Origin of the sequence: Lutibacter sp. (assembly GCF_021647475.1) — a bacterium.
GTDB lineage: Bacteria > Bacteroidota > Bacteroidia > Flavobacteriales > Flavobacteriaceae > Lutibacter.
Map to the genome: position 1 here is coordinate 1 of NZ_JAKIUR010000052.1, position 19,311 is coordinate 19,311.

15 protein-coding genes are annotated in these 19,311 nt (G+C 30.2%); 6 read left to right on the top strand and 9 right to left on the bottom strand.

Going from position 1 to position 19,311, the window contains the following annotated elements; translation table 11 throughout:
- The 7 genes from L3J60_RS11175 to L3J60_RS11205 all read right to left on the bottom strand — a co-directional run.
- On the bottom strand, nucleotides 1-1,294 hold a 1,294-nt coding region (locus tag L3J60_RS11175), incomplete at its 3' end, for a PKD domain-containing protein (protein WP_291975621.1).
- Nucleotides 1,295-1,429: 135 nt separating this feature from the next.
- Nucleotides 1,430-2,857, bottom strand: coding sequence for a DUF389 domain-containing protein (locus tag L3J60_RS11180; RefSeq protein WP_291975622.1), 1,428 nt, complete (start codon nucleotides 2,855-2,857; stop codon nucleotides 1,430-1,432).
- 14 nt (nucleotides 2,858-2,871) lie between these two features.
- Nucleotides 2,872-3,954, bottom strand: a complete 1,083-nt coding sequence (locus L3J60_RS11185) for a mannose-1-phosphate guanylyltransferase (RefSeq protein WP_291975623.1) — start codon at nucleotides 3,952-3,954, stop codon at nucleotides 2,872-2,874.
- A 3-nt stretch (nucleotides 3,955-3,957) separates the two neighbouring features.
- Nucleotides 3,958-4,542: a SprT-like domain-containing protein gene (locus tag L3J60_RS11190; RefSeq protein WP_291975624.1), complete on the bottom strand. Its 585-nt coding sequence runs from the start codon at nucleotides 4,540-4,542 to the stop codon at nucleotides 3,958-3,960.
- A gap of 3 nt (nucleotides 4,543-4,545) precedes the next feature.
- Nucleotides 4,546-5,226 (bottom strand): SDR family oxidoreductase, encoded by a 681-nt coding sequence (locus L3J60_RS11195; protein ID WP_291975625.1) that lies wholly within the window; start codon nucleotides 5,224-5,226, stop codon nucleotides 4,546-4,548.
- Nucleotides 5,226-6,740: a hypothetical protein gene (locus L3J60_RS11200; protein WP_291975626.1), complete on the bottom strand. Its 1,515-nt coding sequence runs from the start codon at nucleotides 6,738-6,740 to the stop codon at nucleotides 5,226-5,228. Before L3J60_RS11200 ends, L3J60_RS11195 begins: the two co-directional genes overlap by 1 nt.
- A gap of 282 nt (nucleotides 6,741-7,022) precedes the next feature.
- Nucleotides 7,023-8,060, bottom strand: coding sequence for a glutaminyl-peptide cyclotransferase (locus L3J60_RS11205; RefSeq protein ID WP_291975627.1), 1,038 nt, complete (start codon nucleotides 8,058-8,060; stop codon nucleotides 7,023-7,025).
- Between the two features lie 120 nt (nucleotides 8,061-8,180).
- On the opposite strand from L3J60_RS11205, the gene L3J60_RS11210 reads away from it, so the two are divergent.
- From L3J60_RS11210 to L3J60_RS11225, 4 genes are all read left to right on the top strand, one after another.
- A complete protein-coding gene (locus L3J60_RS11210) occupies nucleotides 8,181-8,432 on the top strand; it encodes a type B 50S ribosomal protein L31 (protein WP_291975628.1) in 252 nt (83 codons plus the stop codon).
- Between the two features lie 160 nt (nucleotides 8,433-8,592).
- Nucleotides 8,593-9,654: a nickel-binding protein gene (locus L3J60_RS11215; RefSeq protein ID WP_291975629.1), complete on the top strand. Its 1,062-nt coding sequence runs from the start codon at nucleotides 8,593-8,595 to the stop codon at nucleotides 9,652-9,654.
- A 124-nt stretch (nucleotides 9,655-9,778) separates the two neighbouring features.
- Nucleotides 9,779-10,714: a carbon-nitrogen hydrolase family protein gene (locus L3J60_RS11220; RefSeq protein WP_291975630.1), complete on the top strand. Its 936-nt coding sequence runs from the start codon at nucleotides 9,779-9,781 to the stop codon at nucleotides 10,712-10,714.
- A gap of 137 nt (nucleotides 10,715-10,851) precedes the next feature.
- The gene (locus L3J60_RS11225; protein WP_291975631.1) at nucleotides 10,852-12,255 is read left to right on the top strand and encodes an FAD-binding oxidoreductase; all 1,404 of its coding nucleotides are present in this window, start codon (nucleotides 10,852-10,854) and stop codon (nucleotides 12,253-12,255) included.
- Between the two features lie 273 nt (nucleotides 12,256-12,528).
- Here L3J60_RS11225 and L3J60_RS11230 read toward each other — a convergent pair whose 3' ends face one another.
- Nucleotides 12,529-13,797, bottom strand: coding sequence for a pyruvate dehydrogenase complex dihydrolipoamide acetyltransferase (locus L3J60_RS11230; RefSeq protein ID WP_291975632.1), 1,269 nt, complete (start codon nucleotides 13,795-13,797; stop codon nucleotides 12,529-12,531).
- A 1-nt stretch (nucleotide 13,798) separates the two neighbouring features.
- Nucleotides 13,799-14,791, bottom strand: coding sequence for a pyruvate dehydrogenase (acetyl-transferring) E1 component subunit alpha (gene pdhA / locus L3J60_RS11235; protein WP_291975633.1), 993 nt, complete (start codon nucleotides 14,789-14,791; stop codon nucleotides 13,799-13,801).
- A 468-nt stretch (nucleotides 14,792-15,259) separates the two neighbouring features.
- Here pdhA and L3J60_RS11240 point away from each other — a divergent pair, with 468 nt between their 5' ends.
- Entirely contained in the window at nucleotides 15,260-15,826 is a 567-nt protein-coding gene (locus L3J60_RS11240) for a hypothetical protein (RefSeq protein ID WP_291975634.1), read from the top strand.
- 45 nt (nucleotides 15,827-15,871) lie between these two features.
- Nucleotides 15,872-19,311, top strand: a 3,440-nt coding sequence (locus L3J60_RS11245; protein ID WP_291975635.1) for a Calx-beta domain-containing protein, incomplete at its 3' end; no start/stop codon positions are given.

Consider the following 19,311-nt stretch of genomic DNA (forward strand, 5'->3'; position numbering starts at 1 on the left):
TTGCCGTAACCGTAACGGTATAATCTCCCGGACTGGTAAAAATATGTGTTGGTACTATAGCTGTTGAAGTGTTATTTACACCAGAAGCTGCATCTCCAAAATCCCAAACTACTGAATCTACAGTATCCGTTAACGTAAATTGAGTGGTGTCTCCATAACATAGATTATTAAAATTAAATGATGTATTAAAAAAAGATTGTATAAAAGGAGGAAGACCCAATTTAGAATATCTGCCATCTAAAGAAATTGTTTCTACATCATAATTACAGCCAACACCTACTACATTAGGTTTGTTAATTACATCTAAAAAATCTAAATAGTTTGCAATATATATTTTACCATCTATCGCTAATTGTAACACTCCATAAACTTTAGTGTTATCTGGACCTGCTAGCTCAATTTTTGAGTTTATAATATCAGTTGTTGAACTTAAATTCAAATTATATTGAAATACTCCATCATAAAAATCACTTACATATAAAACTTTACTATTAGGCGAAAATTCAATTCCGTAGGTATGTGAATATTCTGAATAGTTAATAAGTGTAATTGGATTTGACACCTTTCCAGAAGTAGCATTAAAATCAAATAATTGAACTTCAAATTCTAATCTAGCAACTGCTAATTTTGTTCCATCAGGTGAAATTTTAATATCTCCTATTGCTCTTGAATTATCAGGAGTTCCTCCTATTACTATAGATCCAACTGCACTAATAACAGGAGTTAAATTAACTCCTGTATTTGTAATTTTATATGATATAAATTCATTGCTAGCCCACTTATGGCTAACTAGCCAATACTCATTAGATATGGGGTTTTTAATTGCTGTTAGTTTTTCTGTGACAGGCGTTTCTAATATTATATTTTTATTAGTTGTAATTCCTCCAAGCCCACCATTTAAAGTCATATCAACTTCAGAATATTGAAGCCCTTTTGCACCTGCTTGAAAATCAACAGTAAAAATATAATATATATCAGAATTATTAGGTTTAGGTATAATAAGAGCTGAATTTGTACTTGTATCATTTCCATTTAGTCCTGTTCCATTTAGCATAATAGTATGGTTACGGTTGTAAACCACAATACCATTAGTGTAAAACAACAAATTTCCATTCTTATCCGAAATTGTAGCACAACCTTCTTCTGTATCTAGTTTGCCATTGGTTAAAGCAACTGGGACTCCACTATTAAAATCTAGCCCTGCATTTTCTCCAAAATACCAGATATTGGCTTCTTTTTGGGAATACATAAAAGTTGTGCATAGAATTAAAGTAGCAATTAAAATCTTTTTCAAAATTATTTTTTTAAACTCCTGTAAAAATAGTTAAAATGAAATAAATGACAAATTATAATTCTTTTAGTTTCTTTGGCGTATAATAAACTCTGAATAAAAATATTAACTATAATCTACAGTGTGATTTTTTTGTTTTTATTCAACCACCAAAGTATCAAGTTTTAACCTAATTTTTAACCAATTTTTTAGTTGAAGTTTTTGTTGATTTTTGTTAGTAATAGAATCGTACCATTTGGTTTTAAAAACGGTAATAGTATCAATTTTATTAAAATTAGTTTCTACTTGTTTAGCGTAACTTAAATGCGATAAACCATTGTAATTTATTTTGGCTTCTTTGCTGATTTGTAAAAATGGAATTTGATGATTGTAATAATTAGTTAATTCTGTTTCTAAAACATTTATTTTAGCATTTTTTTCTTTTATGGTTTTATCTCTAGATGATATTAATTTATGATTTTGTAAGTATAAATCGGTTAAATTTCTGACTTCATTTCGTAAATCAGAATCATCTTGACCTTGCTGAATAATTAGTTGTGTATTTTTTAAACCATAATCTGGTAATTTCGTTTTCCAGTTCGCTATTTTTTCATTAGATAATTTAGTTCCATACACCACTAATTTTATACTTCTATTTTTATAATTAATATTTTCGTCAATTTCATCAATAATACTAATACCACTTTTTTTAATAGCTTCAATTAAATTTTGTGCTGATTGTTTAAACTGATTTTGATTAAATAAATTTATAAACAAGTAAATGCTTGCGGTAAAAATTAAAAGAGCAACAAAAGAAGCTAACCGTGCAATTCTTTTTCTTTTACTAGAATTGATATACTTAAGCATTGGAAAACGTAAATATTTTACAATTACAAAAGTGGCTAAAGCGATGAAAATGGTGTTGATAATAAATAAAAATAATGCACCACCAAAGTAAGCTAAATTCCAAGTTGCTAATCCATAACCAGCGGTGCAAAGAGGAGGCATTAAAGCCGTGGCAATTGCAACACCTGCAACAGTATTTGTCTGTTTGCTTCTTCTACTTAAAGCCACAATTAATGCTAATCCACCAGCTATAGCAATAAAAACATCTCGTACATCAGGTGCTGTTCGTGCTAAAATTTCTGGAGTTTCATTCCTAAATATTGGAATTAAAAAAAACAAAAAGGAAGTGCCAATGCTCAATCCCATCATAACGCCTAAATTGATTAATGAGCGTTTTAAAGTATCAATATCATTAATGCCAATAGATAAGCCAATACCTAAAATTGGACCCATTAAAGGCGAAATAAGCATTGCCCCAATAACTACTGCGGTAGAACTTATGTTAAGTCCAATAGAAGCTATTAAAATAGAAAAAACAAGTACCCAAGCGGTATGACCTTTAATTGAAATATTGTTTTTGATATCTTCAATGGTGCCTTTTTTATCGGTGCCATGCCTAATATCTAACAAATTATAGAAAAAATCTTTTATTACTATCCAAACAGTTTTAAATTCAGTATTTGAATTTGAGTTGTTTTCTGTTTCGTTTTCTTGAGTTGATAGTTCTTTTTTGATTTCCATAGCATTGCTTTTAATTAAACAAAATTATCTCCAAATTTACTTTTTACATCTTTTGTGATTTCTTTAATTTCTTGCTCACTACTTTTCGGACAAATAAGTAGAACATCTTCTTTTTCAACTACAATAAAATCTTTTAATCCTTGTATCACTACTTTTTTGCCAGATTGTGTGGTTATCATATTATTGTTAGCATCTCTATAGATTATTTCTCCTCCAATACTAGCATTTTGTTGATTATCTTTTGGTAATTTGGCGTATAATGATCCCCAAGTTCCTAAATCATTCCAACCAAAATCTACAGGTAAAACAAATACATTTGTTGCTTTTTCCATGATACCAAAATCTATAGAAATATTTTCAGATTTTTCATAATTGGTTTTAATAAATTTTTTTTCTGAAGAAGTGTTATAACTACTATTTCCTTCCGAAAAAAGTGCATACATTTCAGGTAAATGAGTTTGAAAAGATTTTAAAATACTTTTTGCACTCCAAACAAATATACCTGCATTCCATAAGTAATTTCCTTTGGATATAAACTTTTTTGCAGTTTCTAAATTAGGTTTTTCTGTAAAATTTTGAACTTCTTTTATTTCATTTTCAGCATAATTGAATTGAATATAACCATAACCTGTATTTGGTGAATCTGGTGAAATTCCTAAAGTAAATAAAGCATCTTTTTTTTGACAGAATTCAAAAGCAGTTTCAACATTATTTAAAAATTCGTTTTCATTTTCAATCCAATGATCAGAAGGTGCAACAATCATTACTGCATCAGGGTTTTCTTTATAAATTTTTAATGCACTTAACAAAATACAAGGTGCTGTATTTCGCATGGCTGGTTCTAAAACCAGTTGATTGGTTTTGACTTTTGGAAGTTGTTGTTGAACTAAATCAGCGTAATTTTCATTGGTGGCAATTAATATATTTTCTGCAGGAATTAAATCTTCAAACCGTTGAAATGTTTGCTGAATTAAGGTGCTGCCTTTACCTAACATATCGTGAAATTGTTTTGGTAATTTTTTAGTGCTAATAGGCCAAAAACGTGATCCAACACCACCAGCCATAATAACTGCGTAATAATTTTTATTAATTTTCATTTTTTATAATGTAATTTCGGCATTTTGATTGAATAAATATACTTTTTTTGAAGTAATTTCAACACATTCAAATCGAGTTCTTCTTTTTATTCCTTTTTTATATTCTTTATTTTTAAAAGTAAAAAGACTTCCTTCAGGTATTTCAAATATAAAATTTTTGTTAGTTGGTATGTTATATTTATTGAGCTGAAAAGTTAGATTTACATCTGCACCTGTACTTGCTTTTGGGTTTTTTAAATAGTTGGCAAGATAAGGAAGTAGCTTTATAGGAAAAATGTTTGGCTGTAAAAAAGGCAACATTAAATGTTGAAAATTTTGTTTCCATTCCTTTCCGTGTGGTTTTACCATTTTATATTGCTGATGGGTAATAAAATGAGCTATTTCGTGGATGAGTGTAAGTAAAAATTGATATTTATTTAAACTGTTATTAATAGTTATTTGCATCAATCCATTTTTATTTTTTCTAAAATCGCCGTGTTTAGTAGTCCGTTTATTTACAATTTTTATGGTAATCGGATTTTTTTTAAGCAATTCATCAACTAAAGGAATAGCATCTTCTGGAATATATTTTTCTAAATGCTTGGTCATAAATTAAGGTGTTGTTGAAGAAACCTGTAATATTTTTCCGTTGTAAAACTGATTTCCTGTTAATGCAAAATTATAAATGTAATTTGCCATTTCTTTTGCAGAAACAGGTGCTTTATAATCAGGAAAAGCTTCTGCTAGCATTTCAGTTTGTACTGCACCTAAAGCCAAAGCATTAAAAGAAATTTGTGCTTCTTTATATTCTTCGGCTAATACTTCGGTTAAAGTTATTAAAGCACCTTTTGAGGAACTATAAGCAGCTAAACCTGGAAATTTTACACTTCCTTGAATACCTCCAATACTACTGATATTAACTACATGACTTCCTTTTTTTAAAAATGGAATTAGCTGACGAGTTAATGCTGCCACAGCAAAGACATTTACTTTATAGACTTCTAAAAAATTATTTGTAGTAAGTTTTTCAAAAGGTTTATTAATTAGTTTACCTGCATTATTAATTACAATATCTACAGTTTTCCAATGATTAGTAATAAAATTGGTAATTTTTTTAAAATCAGATTCATTAGATAAATCAACTGAAAGGGTAGTGATATTTTTTAAAGAAAGTGAGCTTAACGTTTTGGTGTTGCGTGAAATAGCTAAAACATTATACTTGTTTTTAGCAAATAGTTTTGCTAGTTCAAATCCAATTCCTCGGCTTGTTCCGGTAATTATAACATTTTTCATTAGTTGAAAGTTATGTGTTGATAAGCACCAATATCAGCAGGTAAAGTTCTGGAAATTCCTAAAATATCAAAAGGAACATTTAAACTTCCTTGAGTTTCGGCTTTTTGAATTCCATCAGAATTTTCACCAATAATTAGTTCATTGTTATTCGGATTTTTAAAATCTGAAATGCCATTTAAAATATTGTTTGTATAAAAATTGGTATCTTCAAAATTATATTCGGTTATAGCTGCATAACTATTATTAAAATCATCAAAACGTAATACATTATTTTTAAAGGAATAATTAAAGTCAGCACCTTCCGCTTTATCTAAAATAAATTCAATATTGTTGTTGCCGTCAATGATGCAATTGGTAAAATTGGCAGCTTGTAAATTTCTAGGTTCAATTACCTCAGCTCCATCTTTTATGTAGGTGAAATAATTATTAACTAAAACACTTGGAAACTGACGTAAACTTTGATTCCAGAAATTAGCAAATGTTGAATGTACAAAATTATAAGTTCCACCAACGGTGCAAGCTAGTGATGATTGTCCGCTATTGTTAATTACTAAATTTTCACCGTAAATATTAGTTTCTCTACCTAAAATTCCAAAATTAGTGTTATTATAAATTTGAGTATTTTTAATGGTTAATGTTGGTGAAGTATTGCCAATAGAATCTATAATAATTCCTGCGGAAGCATTTTTAATAATCGTATTATTTATCATATTATTTTTGCTTCCTGCACGCAACCAAATAGTTCCCCATTGTCCGGGTACATTGCTAAACTCAGGTTCTAATCTGTCTCCTTCAACGGTAATAGTATTATCAAGTTCACCATTCATAATTAAAGTAGCATTTTTATCAATAATTAATCCTGAATTAGAATGAAAATGGATTTTAGCCCCAGCATCAACAGTTAGTGTTTTACCATTTGGAACGGCACAATAACCATAAATTACATAAGGTTTTTCATTGGTAAAGGTAGTGTTATCGTTTAAGTAAAATCCGTTTACTTTTAGCTCGTTTCCATCAGCATCAATTCCAATTTTTATGGTTTCAATAAGTCCGTTTAAATCTTTAGAAGGATATAAAAAATTTGCATCTTGTACTAAGGTAACCAATTTTACATCTTGTAAATTATCACCACTGTCAAAAACAATGGCATCGGTATAAATAGGATTGGTAACTTGATTTACATCAATGGTTGTTTCTATAAAAATATACATGCTGTCTTTCGCTAAAATTTCTACATTTTGAAACTGTTTACCAGGAATTCCATCAACATTTAATCTGTAAAATGAATTTTCTCCTTTTTCTAATTTTATGGTTGGTATAGAAATGGCATGGTTACTTTTATTATATACTTTTAAGTTATAAGTACTTGAACCAATATTGGTAAAAACAGTATCTAAATAAACGGTATCTTTAGAAAATATAAGGTTTCCACTACTTAATGCTGCTGAAAAATCTTTTCTGCAAGAAGTAAAAGCAATAAGGGATAAAATTGAAATAATTAAAATTTTACGCATTTGGGATATTTTTGTAAATATAAAAAGATAAAATTAAGATAGATTAAAGAGCAGATATAAATTTAAAGTTTCGTTCCAACATATATGTCTATTTTCTTTATTTTTTTATTGATTGTCCGTAATTAATCATAAAATGTTCGTCGCCCTGAACTTGTTTCAGGGTCTCATCAATATAAATCGGTGATTAGTAAAAACTATGAGATGCTGAAACAAGCCCGCCTGCTACTGAAACAAGTTCAGCATGACGTATAAATATGAAATATGATACAAAACGGATATACATTATTCTTTTTTAATCAATTTAATTTCGTATAATTTACTCCAAAGTTTACCAGTAACAAAAAGCCGGTCATGTTCTTTATCATAAGCAATACCATTTAAAACTTCATCAACATTATCAATAATTTGAACTTGTTCTATTCTGGTTTTTAAACTATTTAAATCAGCAACACCATCAACTTTTCCTGAAGTTGGATTAATAATTATTATAGAGTTTAATTGCCAGCGGTTGGCATAAATTTCACCATTAACGTATTCTAGTTCATTAAGTTCCTCAACTTTTTGTTTGTTGGTATAGATTTCAATATAACTTTGTTCAATCAGTGTTTTAGGATTTAAATACCAAATACGCTCTGTACCGTCAGATTTTATTAATTGTTTACCATTATGCGTTAATCCCCAGCCTTCTCTACTTTTGGTGTATTTAAATTCACCCTCTCTTTTAAATGTTTTTAAATCATAAATAAATCCTTTGCCAGCTTGCCAGGTTAATTGATAAATTTTATTATTAAAGATAGTTATTCCTTCTCCAAAATATTGCTTATCTAAATCAACTTGTTGTAGTACTTTACCCGTTTTTATATCCACTTTTCTAATAGATGAAGTTCCTTTTCTTCCAGTACTTTCATATAAATAACCATTATAATATTCTAAACCTTGCGTATAGGCTTTTGGATCATGAGGATAGGTGTTAATAATTTTATAAGTATAAAGAGTTGGAGCTGTATCCGCCATAAAATAAACAGATTTAGATACTTTTTTAGTTTTGTTTTCGTAAAAAACAAGTGCCGTAATTGTATGTTTTCCTAATTTATATTTTGAAATAGGAATAGTTAAACTTGAGCTTTCTGATTTTAATTTTTTAGAATCTAATGAAAACTCGACAGAATCAATTTTTTTATCATTTTTTTCTGATAACGAAATAGTTAAACTTTGGTTAGATGGTATTTTTTTAGGTGTTTTTAAAACAAATTTATATTCACTTTTACAAGATATTAGTAAAGCGAAGATAAATAAACTGAAAAATGACTTGTTTATCATAATAACTAGATGAGTTTTTTTTAATTTTGTGTAAATAAAATAAATTATTTGTTTGAAGTTTCAAAAATATAGTTAAATTTGCAGTCTCAAAAATAAAAACAGAATTAAAACGAGTTTACGATGAAAAAAGGGATACATCCAAAAAATTATAGAGTTGTAGCATTTAAAGATATGTCTAATGAAGATGTTTTTTTAACTCGTTCTACAGTTAATACTAAAGAAACCATTGATGTTGATGGCGTTGAATATCCTTTAGTAAAATTAGAAATTTCAAGAAGTTCACATCCTTTTTATACAGGTAAAACTAAATTAATTGATACTGCAGGACGTATTGACAAGTTTAAAACTAAATACGCTAAATTTAAAAAGTAATTATTTAGTCCAAAATATTTTAAAAATCCTCAACGAAAGTTGGGGATTTTTTTTGTTTTAAATGAAGTTAATACAATAGAAGATAATTTTGTATAGTATTGATATTTAATTGATTGAATTAAAATAATCATAAATTTAGTATATTGCATAAAAAAATACAATGCCTTTATATATGGACATACATACGGTAGATTCAGATGATTTTTCGGTTGAAGATGTAGTAACCGCACATATGAAAGATTTAGCTGTTCAAGAAAAATTTGGAGTAATCCAAATAAAATATTGGGTAGATGCTGATAATAAAAAAATATTCTGCCTAATGGAAGGTCCTAATAAAGAGGCTTGTAATAAAGTGCATTTGGAATCTCATGGAAATACAGCCTGCAATATTATTGAAGTCTCGGATGATGAATACAATTTATTTTTAAATATTGGAAAAAGTAAAAATGATTTGGCACATACCATTTCAAATGAAGTTGATTCTGGTTTTAGAACTTTCCTCTTAATAAAAACAAATGATTTTTCTGGTAAATACAAGCATTATATAAAACAAGTATTTAAACTAATAGCACAATATGGAGGTCTCAATATCCCTCAAGCCACTAAAGGTTTTTTATCTTACTTTGTTGGAGCAAGCAATGCAGTCAAATGTTCTATTGCTATTGATAAATTGCTAAAATCAATTCCAGATAATTATGAATATAATGTAGTATTGGTTACAGGAAGTCCGGTTGATGAGGGTGGAAAAAATATTTATGAAGAAACAAAAAATAAAATTAATATTATAGGAAATATTGGGCGAAATAGTAAAATATATATAGATGATGTTACAAAATCAGTTATTATAAAAGAGCCAAATGCACCTAATATTAAGTCTGAAATTTTTAAAATAGTTGATAAAGTAAATTTTTCTTTGTTAGAAAAAATATTTATTATTTTTAAAAAACAACTCCATAAGCCAGATTTCAATATTGAAAAATTAAACATGGCTTTAAATTTAAGTAAAGCACAATCCTATCGTAAAATAAAATCGATTACAGGTCTGGCTCCAAATCAACTTATTCAAGAATTGCGATTGCGTGAATCTTTAAAAGCACTTAATAATAAAGATAAAACAGTGGCTGAAATAGCTTATGATGTAGGATTTAATAGTCCAACTTATTTTACAAGAGTATTTAGAAAAAGGTTTCATATACTTCCTTCATCTTTTTTAAAGGTTTAAAAAAGCTAGTTTTCTCTTAAATTAATGAATCAATTGTTTCAGAAATTGGAACAATACTGACATTATTTTATCATTGATTGTTTTAATTTTAGGTTGTCGAAATTATTATTTAATTCTAAACATTATGAATAATTCAAATCAATCAGAGAAATCAAATAAATTTATAGTAGCAGCAGCACAACTTACACCTGTTTTTTTAAACAAAGAAAAAACAGTAAAGATAGCGTGTAAAGCCATTCTCGAAGCAGGTAAAAAAAGTGCAAAATTAATTGTTTTCTCAGAATCATTTATTGCGGGTTATCCAGATTGGGTTTGGTCAATTCCAGCTCATAAAACAGTTCAACTTAACGAATTATATGTGCAATTAGTTGAAAGTGCTGTTTCAATTCCTGATGATACTACAGGCAGACTTTGTAAAGCTGCAAAAGATGCACATATAAATGTAGTTATTGGAATGAATGAAAAAAATTCAGAGACTAGTAATGCAAGTCTTTATAATACCATGCTGTTTATTGATGAAAATGGAATTATACTTGGAAAACATCGAAAATTAATGCCAACAAATTGTGAGCGACTTATTTGGGCACAGGGAAATGGTGATACTTTAAAATCGTACAATACATCTGTTGGTAAAATTGGAGGATTAATTTGTTGGGAAAATTTTATGCCATTGGCTAGAAATACAATTTATGAAGCAGGTACACAAATTTATGTGGCACCAACTTGGGATAAAGGAGCTAATTGGTTAGGAACGGTACAACATATTGCTAGGGAAGGTAGTGTTTTTGTAATAAGTTGTTGCATGACACTTCATATAAATGACTTGCCTGAAGAATTAAAAAAAATATATATAAAAGGAAAAGAATGGGTGAGTACAGGAAATAGCTGTATTATAAATCCAAGTGGTAAAATAATAGCAGGTCCTTTAGATTCAAAAGAAGGAATAATCTATGCTGAAATTAATCTGCAAGAAATAATTGCAGCAAAACGTAGCTTTGATGCAGTTGGGCACTATGCAAGACCAGATGTTTTTAACTTTAGCGTGAATACTAAATCTTAAAGCTTAATAAATTTTAGAATGAATGATTTGTATTGTTTTTTGAATTAAAATTCACATTGATTCAGGGTTATATATTACAAATTTGTAGCATTCTATTTCAACTATAAAATAATACTAACTATAAAAAATTATTAATTATGAAAAATTTAGTAAAAAATTTGGATCCTTCTTTAATTGAAGAATTTGTCTTAAAATTAAGAGGCAAAATAGTGATACCAACAGATACTGTATATGATGAAACTAGAAAGGTTTATAATGGAATGATTAATAAAAAACCTGGTATGTTCGCAATGTGCGTAGATGTTGCCGATGTTATTGCTTCGGTAAATTTTGGTAGAGAAAATAATTTATTAATAGCCGTAAGAGGCGGTGGTCATAACGGAGGTGGATTAGGTTTGTGTAATGATGGTTTAGTTATAGATTTATCAGGACTTAAATTTGTTCGCGTTGACACTGCAAATAAAACAGTAAGAGTTGGCGGAGGAAATATTTGGGGAGAAGTAGATCATGCAACACATCCATTTGGATTAGCTGTTCCTGCCGGAATAATTTCTACAACTGGCGTTGGCGGTTTAACCCTTGGTGGTGGCGTTGGTCATTTATCACGTAAATATGGGCTAACTATTGATAATTTATTAGAAGCCGATATGGTTTTAGCAGATGGGTCTTTTGTAACCGTAAATGCTGAACAAAATAGTGATTTGTTTTGGGCTATTCGCGGAGGCGGCGGAAACTTTGGCATTGTAACTTCTTTTAAATTTAAAGTGCATCCTGTAAAAAATGTAATTGGCGGACCAACATTATGGCCAATAGAAAAGACTGAAGAAATTATGGAGTGGTATCATAAATTTCTTCTGAATGCTCCCGATGATTTAAATGGTTTTATTACAACTATGATTATTCCTGGAGCACCATTCCCAGAGCATCTTCATAATAAAAAGTTTTGTGGAATCGTTTGGTGTTACGCTGGTAATCCAGATAAATTTGAAGAGCTTTTTAAACCTGTTAGAGATATGAATCCTTTCTTTGAACATGTGGGTGAAATGCCTTATCCATCCATTCAAACACTTTTTGATGGATTAATGCCACCAGGTTTACAATGGTATTGGAGAGCAGATTTTTTTAATGAATTAGGTCCTGAAATTAGAGCACAACATTTAAAATTTGGTTCAAAAATACCAACGCCGCTTTCTCAAATGCATTTGTATCCTATAAGTGGTGCTGCAAGTAGAGTTGGATTAGAAGAAACTCCTTGGGCTTATCGCGATGCAAATTATGCAGGTGTTATTGTTGGGGTTGATCCGGATCCAAAAAATGCAGATAAAATTACAAAATGGTGTAAAAGTTATTGGGAAGCATTGCATCCATACTCTTCAGGTGGTGCTTATTCAAACTTTATGATGGATGAAGGACAAGATAGAGTAAAAGCTAGTTATAAACATAATTATAACAGGTTGCGTGAAATTAAAAGAAAATACGATCCAACTAATTTATTTAGGGTTAATCAGAATATAAAGCCTTCTAACCCGAGTTTGACCTAAGGATTTACTTTAAATAACTGAAAATTAAAATGTCATTGCGAAAATTATAAACGTAGTGCCATAATTTGAAGCAATCTTTTCATAAAAATGAGATTGCTTCCTTATTTCGCTTTGCTTCATTCATCGCAATGACGTAGCTTGTTGATTTTCACCCTGTATTTATTTTTTTATATCGAACTCAGGTTTCTAGTTAGAATATAGTTTTTATTTAACAATTAAAAAACCCATTGTTAACTAACTGCAATGGGTTTTGTGTAAATTTTGATTTATATTCTAAGCTAACATAGTTACAGGATTTTCAATAAACTGTTTTAAAGTTTGTAAAAATGCTGATCCAGTTGCACCATCAACAGTTCTGTGGTCGCAAGCTAGTGTTACTTTCATGGTGTTTCCAACTACAATTTCATTATTTTTAACGACTGGTTTCTGTACAATAGCACCTACTGATAAAATAGCAGAATTTGGTTGATTAATAATTGAAGTAAATTCATCTATTCCAAACATCCCTAAGTTAGAAACAGTAAAAGTGCTTCCTTCCATTTCTGCAGGAGTTAATTTTTTTAATTTAGCTCTACCCGCTAAATCTTTAACTTCAGCACCAATTTGAGTCATACTTTTTTGGTCGGTAAAAGGAATTACAGGAACTACTAATCCATCTTCAACTGCAACCGCAACGCCAATATGTATATGGTGATTAATTCTGGTTCTATCCTCAAACCATTGAGAGTTTACTTTTAAGTGTTTACGTAAAGCCATAGCACTTGCTTTAACCACCAAGTCGTTAAATGAAACTTTTGTTTCAGGTAATTCGTTAATAGCTTTTCTTGAAGCAATAGCATTATCCATATCAATTTCTAACATTAAATAATAATGTGGAGCTGTAAATTTAGATTCTGCTAATCTTCTTGCAATGGTTTTACGCATTTGGGAATTAGTGCTTTCTTCAAAGCTTTCCTGATCAGAAATAATAGGTTGAGCAATTGAAGTACTTATTGAAGAGGTTGCACTCGGAACAAAGTTTTCAACATCACGTTTTACTACTCTACCGTTTTCACCAGTTCCTAGAACTGTTTCTAAATTAATTCCTTTTTCTTTAGCTATTTTTTTTGCTAAAGGAGAGGCAATCACTCGATTTCCTGTTGAAGTTTGCTCTGACATTGCTACAGCTGGAGTTGGTGTTTCAACAACAATTTCTTTTGCAGAAGTCTTTTCAACTACAGTTTTTTCCTCTTTAGTTGTAGCAGCTTTTTTAGCTGCTTTATGAGATTTATTAAAATCTTTAATAAGTGCTTCTACATCTTCTCCTTTTTCGCCAATAATGGCAAGTAATGAATCTACTGGAGCACTTTCACCATCTTTTAATCCAATATATAATAAGGTACCTTCATTAAAGGACTCAAATTCCATAGTGGCTTTATCAGTTTCAATTTCCGCTAATATATCTCCTTCAGCGATTTTATCGCCTACTTTTTTTAACCACTGAGCAACTACACCTTCAGTCATAGTGTCGCTTAAACGTGGCATTGTAATAATTTCTGCCATTTTATTTATGTTTTAAAAACGGATAATCTTCTTGTTCATATACAACATCATACATTAATTGCTTGTCTGGGAATGGTGATTCTTCAGCAAATTTTTGACATGCTAAAATATGAGTTTTTACTTCATCACCCCATGTTTTAATTTCTTTTTCCGTTGCGTATTTTTTTGTTTTAATAATCTCTAAAACTTGTGTAATTGGATCAATTTTTCGGTATTCATTTACTTCTTCTTTAGTTCTGTATTTTTGAGCATCACTCATAGAATGGCCACGGTATCTATAGGTTTTCATTTCTAATAAAGTAGGTCCGTCTCCTCTACGTGCTCTTTCAATTGCTTCTCCCATAGCTTCAGCAACTTTTACAGGATTCATTCCATCAACTGGTCCACAAGGCATTTCATAAGCCAAACCTAATTTCCACATTTCTTCTACATTAGTTGTTCTCTTTACAGAGGTTCCCATAGCATAACCATTGTTTTCAATAATAAAAACTACAGGTAATTTCCAAGTCATGGCCATATTAAGAGTTTCGTGCAAAGATCCTTGCCGCGCAGCTCCATCTCCAAAGTAAGTAAGTGTTACTCCATCTCTTTCAAAATATTTATCGGCAAAAGCTAAACCAGCACCTAAAGGAATTTGCCCCCCAACAATACCGTGTCCACCGTAAAAATTATGTTCAGGTGAAAATATGTGCATTGAGCCACCTAAACCATGCGATGTACCTGTATTTTTACCAAGTAATTCCGCCATAATTCGTTTAGGATCAACCCCTAATCCAATAGGTTGTACATGATTTCTATAAGCAGTTATCATCTTGTCATTTTCCTTCATAACATGTAATGCACCTGCTAAAACTGCCTCTTGTCCGTTGTATAAATGTAAGAAACCTCTAATTTTTTGTTGAATATAAAGAGCCGCTAATTTGTCTTCAAATTTTCTCCAAAAAAGCATATCTTTATACCATTTAATATAAGTTTGTTTTGTTATTTTTTTCATTGAACTCTAATTTTTTAGATTTTAGTAGAATTGCAAAAGTAATACTTTGTGGCTAATCATAAAATTATGTATTCAATTTTTTACGATAATGTTTTCGTTATGGTTTAAAATAATTCAAAAAATAGCTTAAAAAATTATTTAATTTAGTGATAATTAGTTGTTTATAAATATAATATTATATTTGAAATGAATTTATAACCAATTATATTAAAAAAGCTCCCATTCACATATTTTTTATAGCAAATAATTAATTAGTTGAATATCAGAGATAGATGTTACTTACATTTGTTTTAGAAATTTTCTGTCAAGTGTCCCCACACCAGAGTAAATTTCCCCATAAAATCAAATTAAAATAGTGAGTTAGAACCCTCTTTGCAAGTAAGCAAAGAACTAATTTAAAGCTTCTTAAAAGGTAAATGTAAATTTTACTGATAAAGTTAAGGCTTTATATATAAAAAATAAATAATTATGAAAACGAATCAAATTCAATCGGTTAAAATTATTAACGTTTTACTAAAGAAAGTTTTAATTATAATTTTTGGATTATTAGTTTTTGGGAATGTTTATTCCCAAAATGTTAATTGTAATTCAAAATTAAAAGTTGTTAATAATCAGAATAGCAAAAAAGCTGGAGAGTCAGGGGTTTCTTATCGATTAAAACTTACTAATACAGGTTTTGATGCTACAACCTATAAAATTAAATTGGTTAATGATAATACAGTAACGAGTGTACAATCAATCTCTAAAAATAATCAAATAAATATTAGTGGAGAATTTTATAATGTTTCACTAAAAAAGATGAAATCTTTAAATAGAACTACTACATATAACAATAAAAATGGAGATACAAATGAAAATGAAATTGAAATCTTTTTAAATGGAAAAGAATCAAAAACATTTATTGTTAAAATGAAAACACCAGTTGGTGCAAAATTTGGATCTATAAATAAATCGGAAGTTAAAGTAACTTCAGATAAATGTAAAAATAAAACAATTAGTGTTGTTCTAAATACTGAAATAATTGATGGCGAATAGCTAGCCATTATCTAATAAAATAGGCCTTAACCTAAATTATTTATTATGAAAAGAAAATTACTTACTCAAAAAAATATAGTACAAAACATAAAAGGTATCGCTTTTATGCTTTTTGTATTCATAAACTCATTTCAACTTTTTAGTCAACAAGTTGTTGATGACCATATAACCATAAATAAAACAATTACAAATAATACCACTGGTTGTAATTTATTTGATGTTGAATTATCTATAACAGGTAATGCTCCTGAGAGACCAATTGAGGTTATGCTTATAATTGACACCTCTGGTAGTATGGGTTGGGATATTCCAAATGATCCAAAAAATTCTTTAGAATATGCTCAAGATGCGGCAAATGATTTTATAACCAATATTTTTAATGCAACAAATAATCCTACAGGTTTAAATAAAGTAGGTATTGTGAGTTATGGTGCAAATGCAACATTACAAACAGGTTTAATTTCAAATGCAAGTACGTTACATTCTAAAATAAATAATTTAAGTGCTGGCGGATGGACTAATATTTCACAAGGTCTTGATTTTGCAAAAAATGAATTAGCTAATAATGGCACGCATGATTGTTCAACTATTAGATCTATTATTTTATTAACAGATGGTGTGGCAACCGCTGCTCCAGGGTGTTCAGATGGAAATAATAATCAATGTGCTATTGATGCAGCAATTGCATCAGGTATTGCTGCTCAAAGCGAAACAATAAGTGGAACAGTTTACGACACAAACATTTATTCAGTAGGTTTATTTGGAGGTATTGATGGAAGTGATCAAACAACTGGCGAAAACACATTAGACCAAATTCAAAATAGTGGTTTATATATTACTGAAAGTGCAGCTGATTTAACAGGCATTTATAATCAAATTTTAGGACAATTATCTTGGGCCGCTAAGCAAATTTCACCAAGTCAGGCATTGGTTTCTGATGTTTTAGGTACTGGTTTTACATTAGTTCCGGGATCCTTAAATCCTTCAAAAGGAACAGCAAGTGAAATTGTTACTGGAGTTATAGGTTGGTTTATGGATGTTGTAAATACAGAAACAGTTACTTTAAAATATACAATAGAAGCGGATTCTAATTCATGTGGACAATCTGTTGCAGGTACTTCTCAAATTAATTATGAAGATGCGTATTGTAATATTCAAAATGTTGAATTTGATAATCCAACTTTTTGTGTTCCTTGTCCAACAGTAACTTCAAATTTAACACAAACAGATTGTTCTAGTGTAGTAAGTTACTCAGGTTCTGTAACAGATGATTCTTCATGTTCAGGATCAATAAACTATTCTTATTTATGGGAATTTTATGTTGATGGTGTAATAGATAATAGTTTAACTTCCAGTACTTTAAATGGCAGTATTGATTTAGGAGCTATTTCTGCGAATAAACAAGTAAAAGGAGTTTTAAAAGTATCAGCTGAAACTTCAAATGGTTGTTTTTCTTTTGATGACAAGGCTATAACAAATGAAATTACAGTTTTTCCTGAACCTAGTTTAGTAATTACAAATCCAACTGCAGTTTGTTCGCCAAATACAGTTGATTTAACGGTCTCTGATGTAACACAAGGAAGTGATGCAGGAACTTTTACTTATTTTACAGATATTGCTTTAACAATAACATTAGCTAACCCAAACGCAGTTACTACTTCAGGAACATATTATATTCAATTAACAAATAATAATGGTTGTACTATTTCAAAACCAGTTACTGTTGTAATTAATCCATTACCTACAGCTACAGTTAGTTATTCAGGTTCACCATATTGTGCAATAGGAACAGCTGCTGTTACTCAAACAGGGCAAATAGGAGGAACTTATAGTTCAACATCTGGACTTGTTATTGATAGCTCTTCAGGTTTAATAAATTTAGAAACAAGCACCCCAGGAGATTATTCTGTAATATATACTTTTAGTAATGGTACTTGTATAAATATGACAACAACTAGTGTAACTATAAATCCATTACCAGTTGGGACAGATAAAGAGTTAACTATTGATAGTGGAGATTCATTGAATGAAATTCTATTAGCAGATATTTCAAGTTCAACTTTTTCATGGCAAGCCACTGATAATCCAAATATTGTTGGGGAAACAACTTCAGCAAGTACTTCTTCAAGTATAACAGATACTTTAACTAATTTAACGGGTTCTATTCAAGATGTTGTTTATACAATTACTCCAACTTCACCACTAAATTGCTCAGGAGATTCATTTACAATTACAGTACATGTAAATCCTAAATTACCTACAATTAGTATTAACGATCAACTTAATATTTCTGAAGGAAGTACAGCTAATTTTATAGCAACACTTAGTAATACCTATATATATGATGTTACTTTTTTAGTGAGTACCACAGACGGCACAGCAGTTGCACCAGGAGATTATACTCCTTTTAGTGGAGTGAGCTATACAATTCCAGCAGGATCAACTCAAGTTACTATTCCAGTAACTATTAATAATGATAATGTTTATGAAACTACTGAAGATTATCAAGTTGTTTTATCAGATGTTAAAATTTCTACAACAAATGTACCTATAACTACTACAGATTTAGTAGGTGATGGTTCTATTATAAATACAACTACAGCACCAACAGTAAGTGTAGAGGCAACCATTCCAAATGCGAGTGAACCCAATACAAATGGAGAATTCACAGTAAGTTTACCAACAGGAGTAACGGTAAGCACAGCAACGGAAGTAACTTTTACAGTAACAGGAACAGCAGACAATGGAGCAGATTATACGGCAATACTAGTAACGGTAACCATACCAGCTAATACTAATAGTGTAACAATTTCAGTGGATGTTATAGACGATAATATTTTAGAAGGTGATGAAACAGTTATTATTACCTTACAATCTACTGATAATACGAATATAGGAGTGAATACTTCACTAGCAACAGTAACGATTGGAGATGATGATTCAGTAAGTGTATCGATAGCTGATGCAGCAGACGTTAGTGAAGGCACAAGTTCAGTATTTACGGTGACCTTAACGGGCAATATCCAAGATGCATTGACGGTAGACTTCACGACCAATGATGGCAGTGCAGTAGCACCGGGCGATTACACCGCACAAAGTGGTATGGTGACCTTCCCATCGGGATCATCAGATGGCGACACCCAAACCATTACAGTAGTAACAATCAATGACAATACTTCCGAACCAACGGAGAACTATACGGTAAGTTTATCGAACCTGCAAAGTACAGGCTCAGCGAGTATAGGAACCTCAGTAGGGACAGGAACTATTTTAGACAACACCAGTGGAAACAGTGTGAGTGTATCGATTTCAGATGCAGCAGACGTTAGTGAAGGCACAAGTTCAGTATTTACGGTGACCTTAACGGGCAATATCCAAGATGCATTGACGGTAGACTTCACGACCAATGATGGCAGTGCAGTAGCACCGGGCGATTACACCGCACAAAGTGGTATGGTGACCTTCCCATCGGGATCATCAGATGG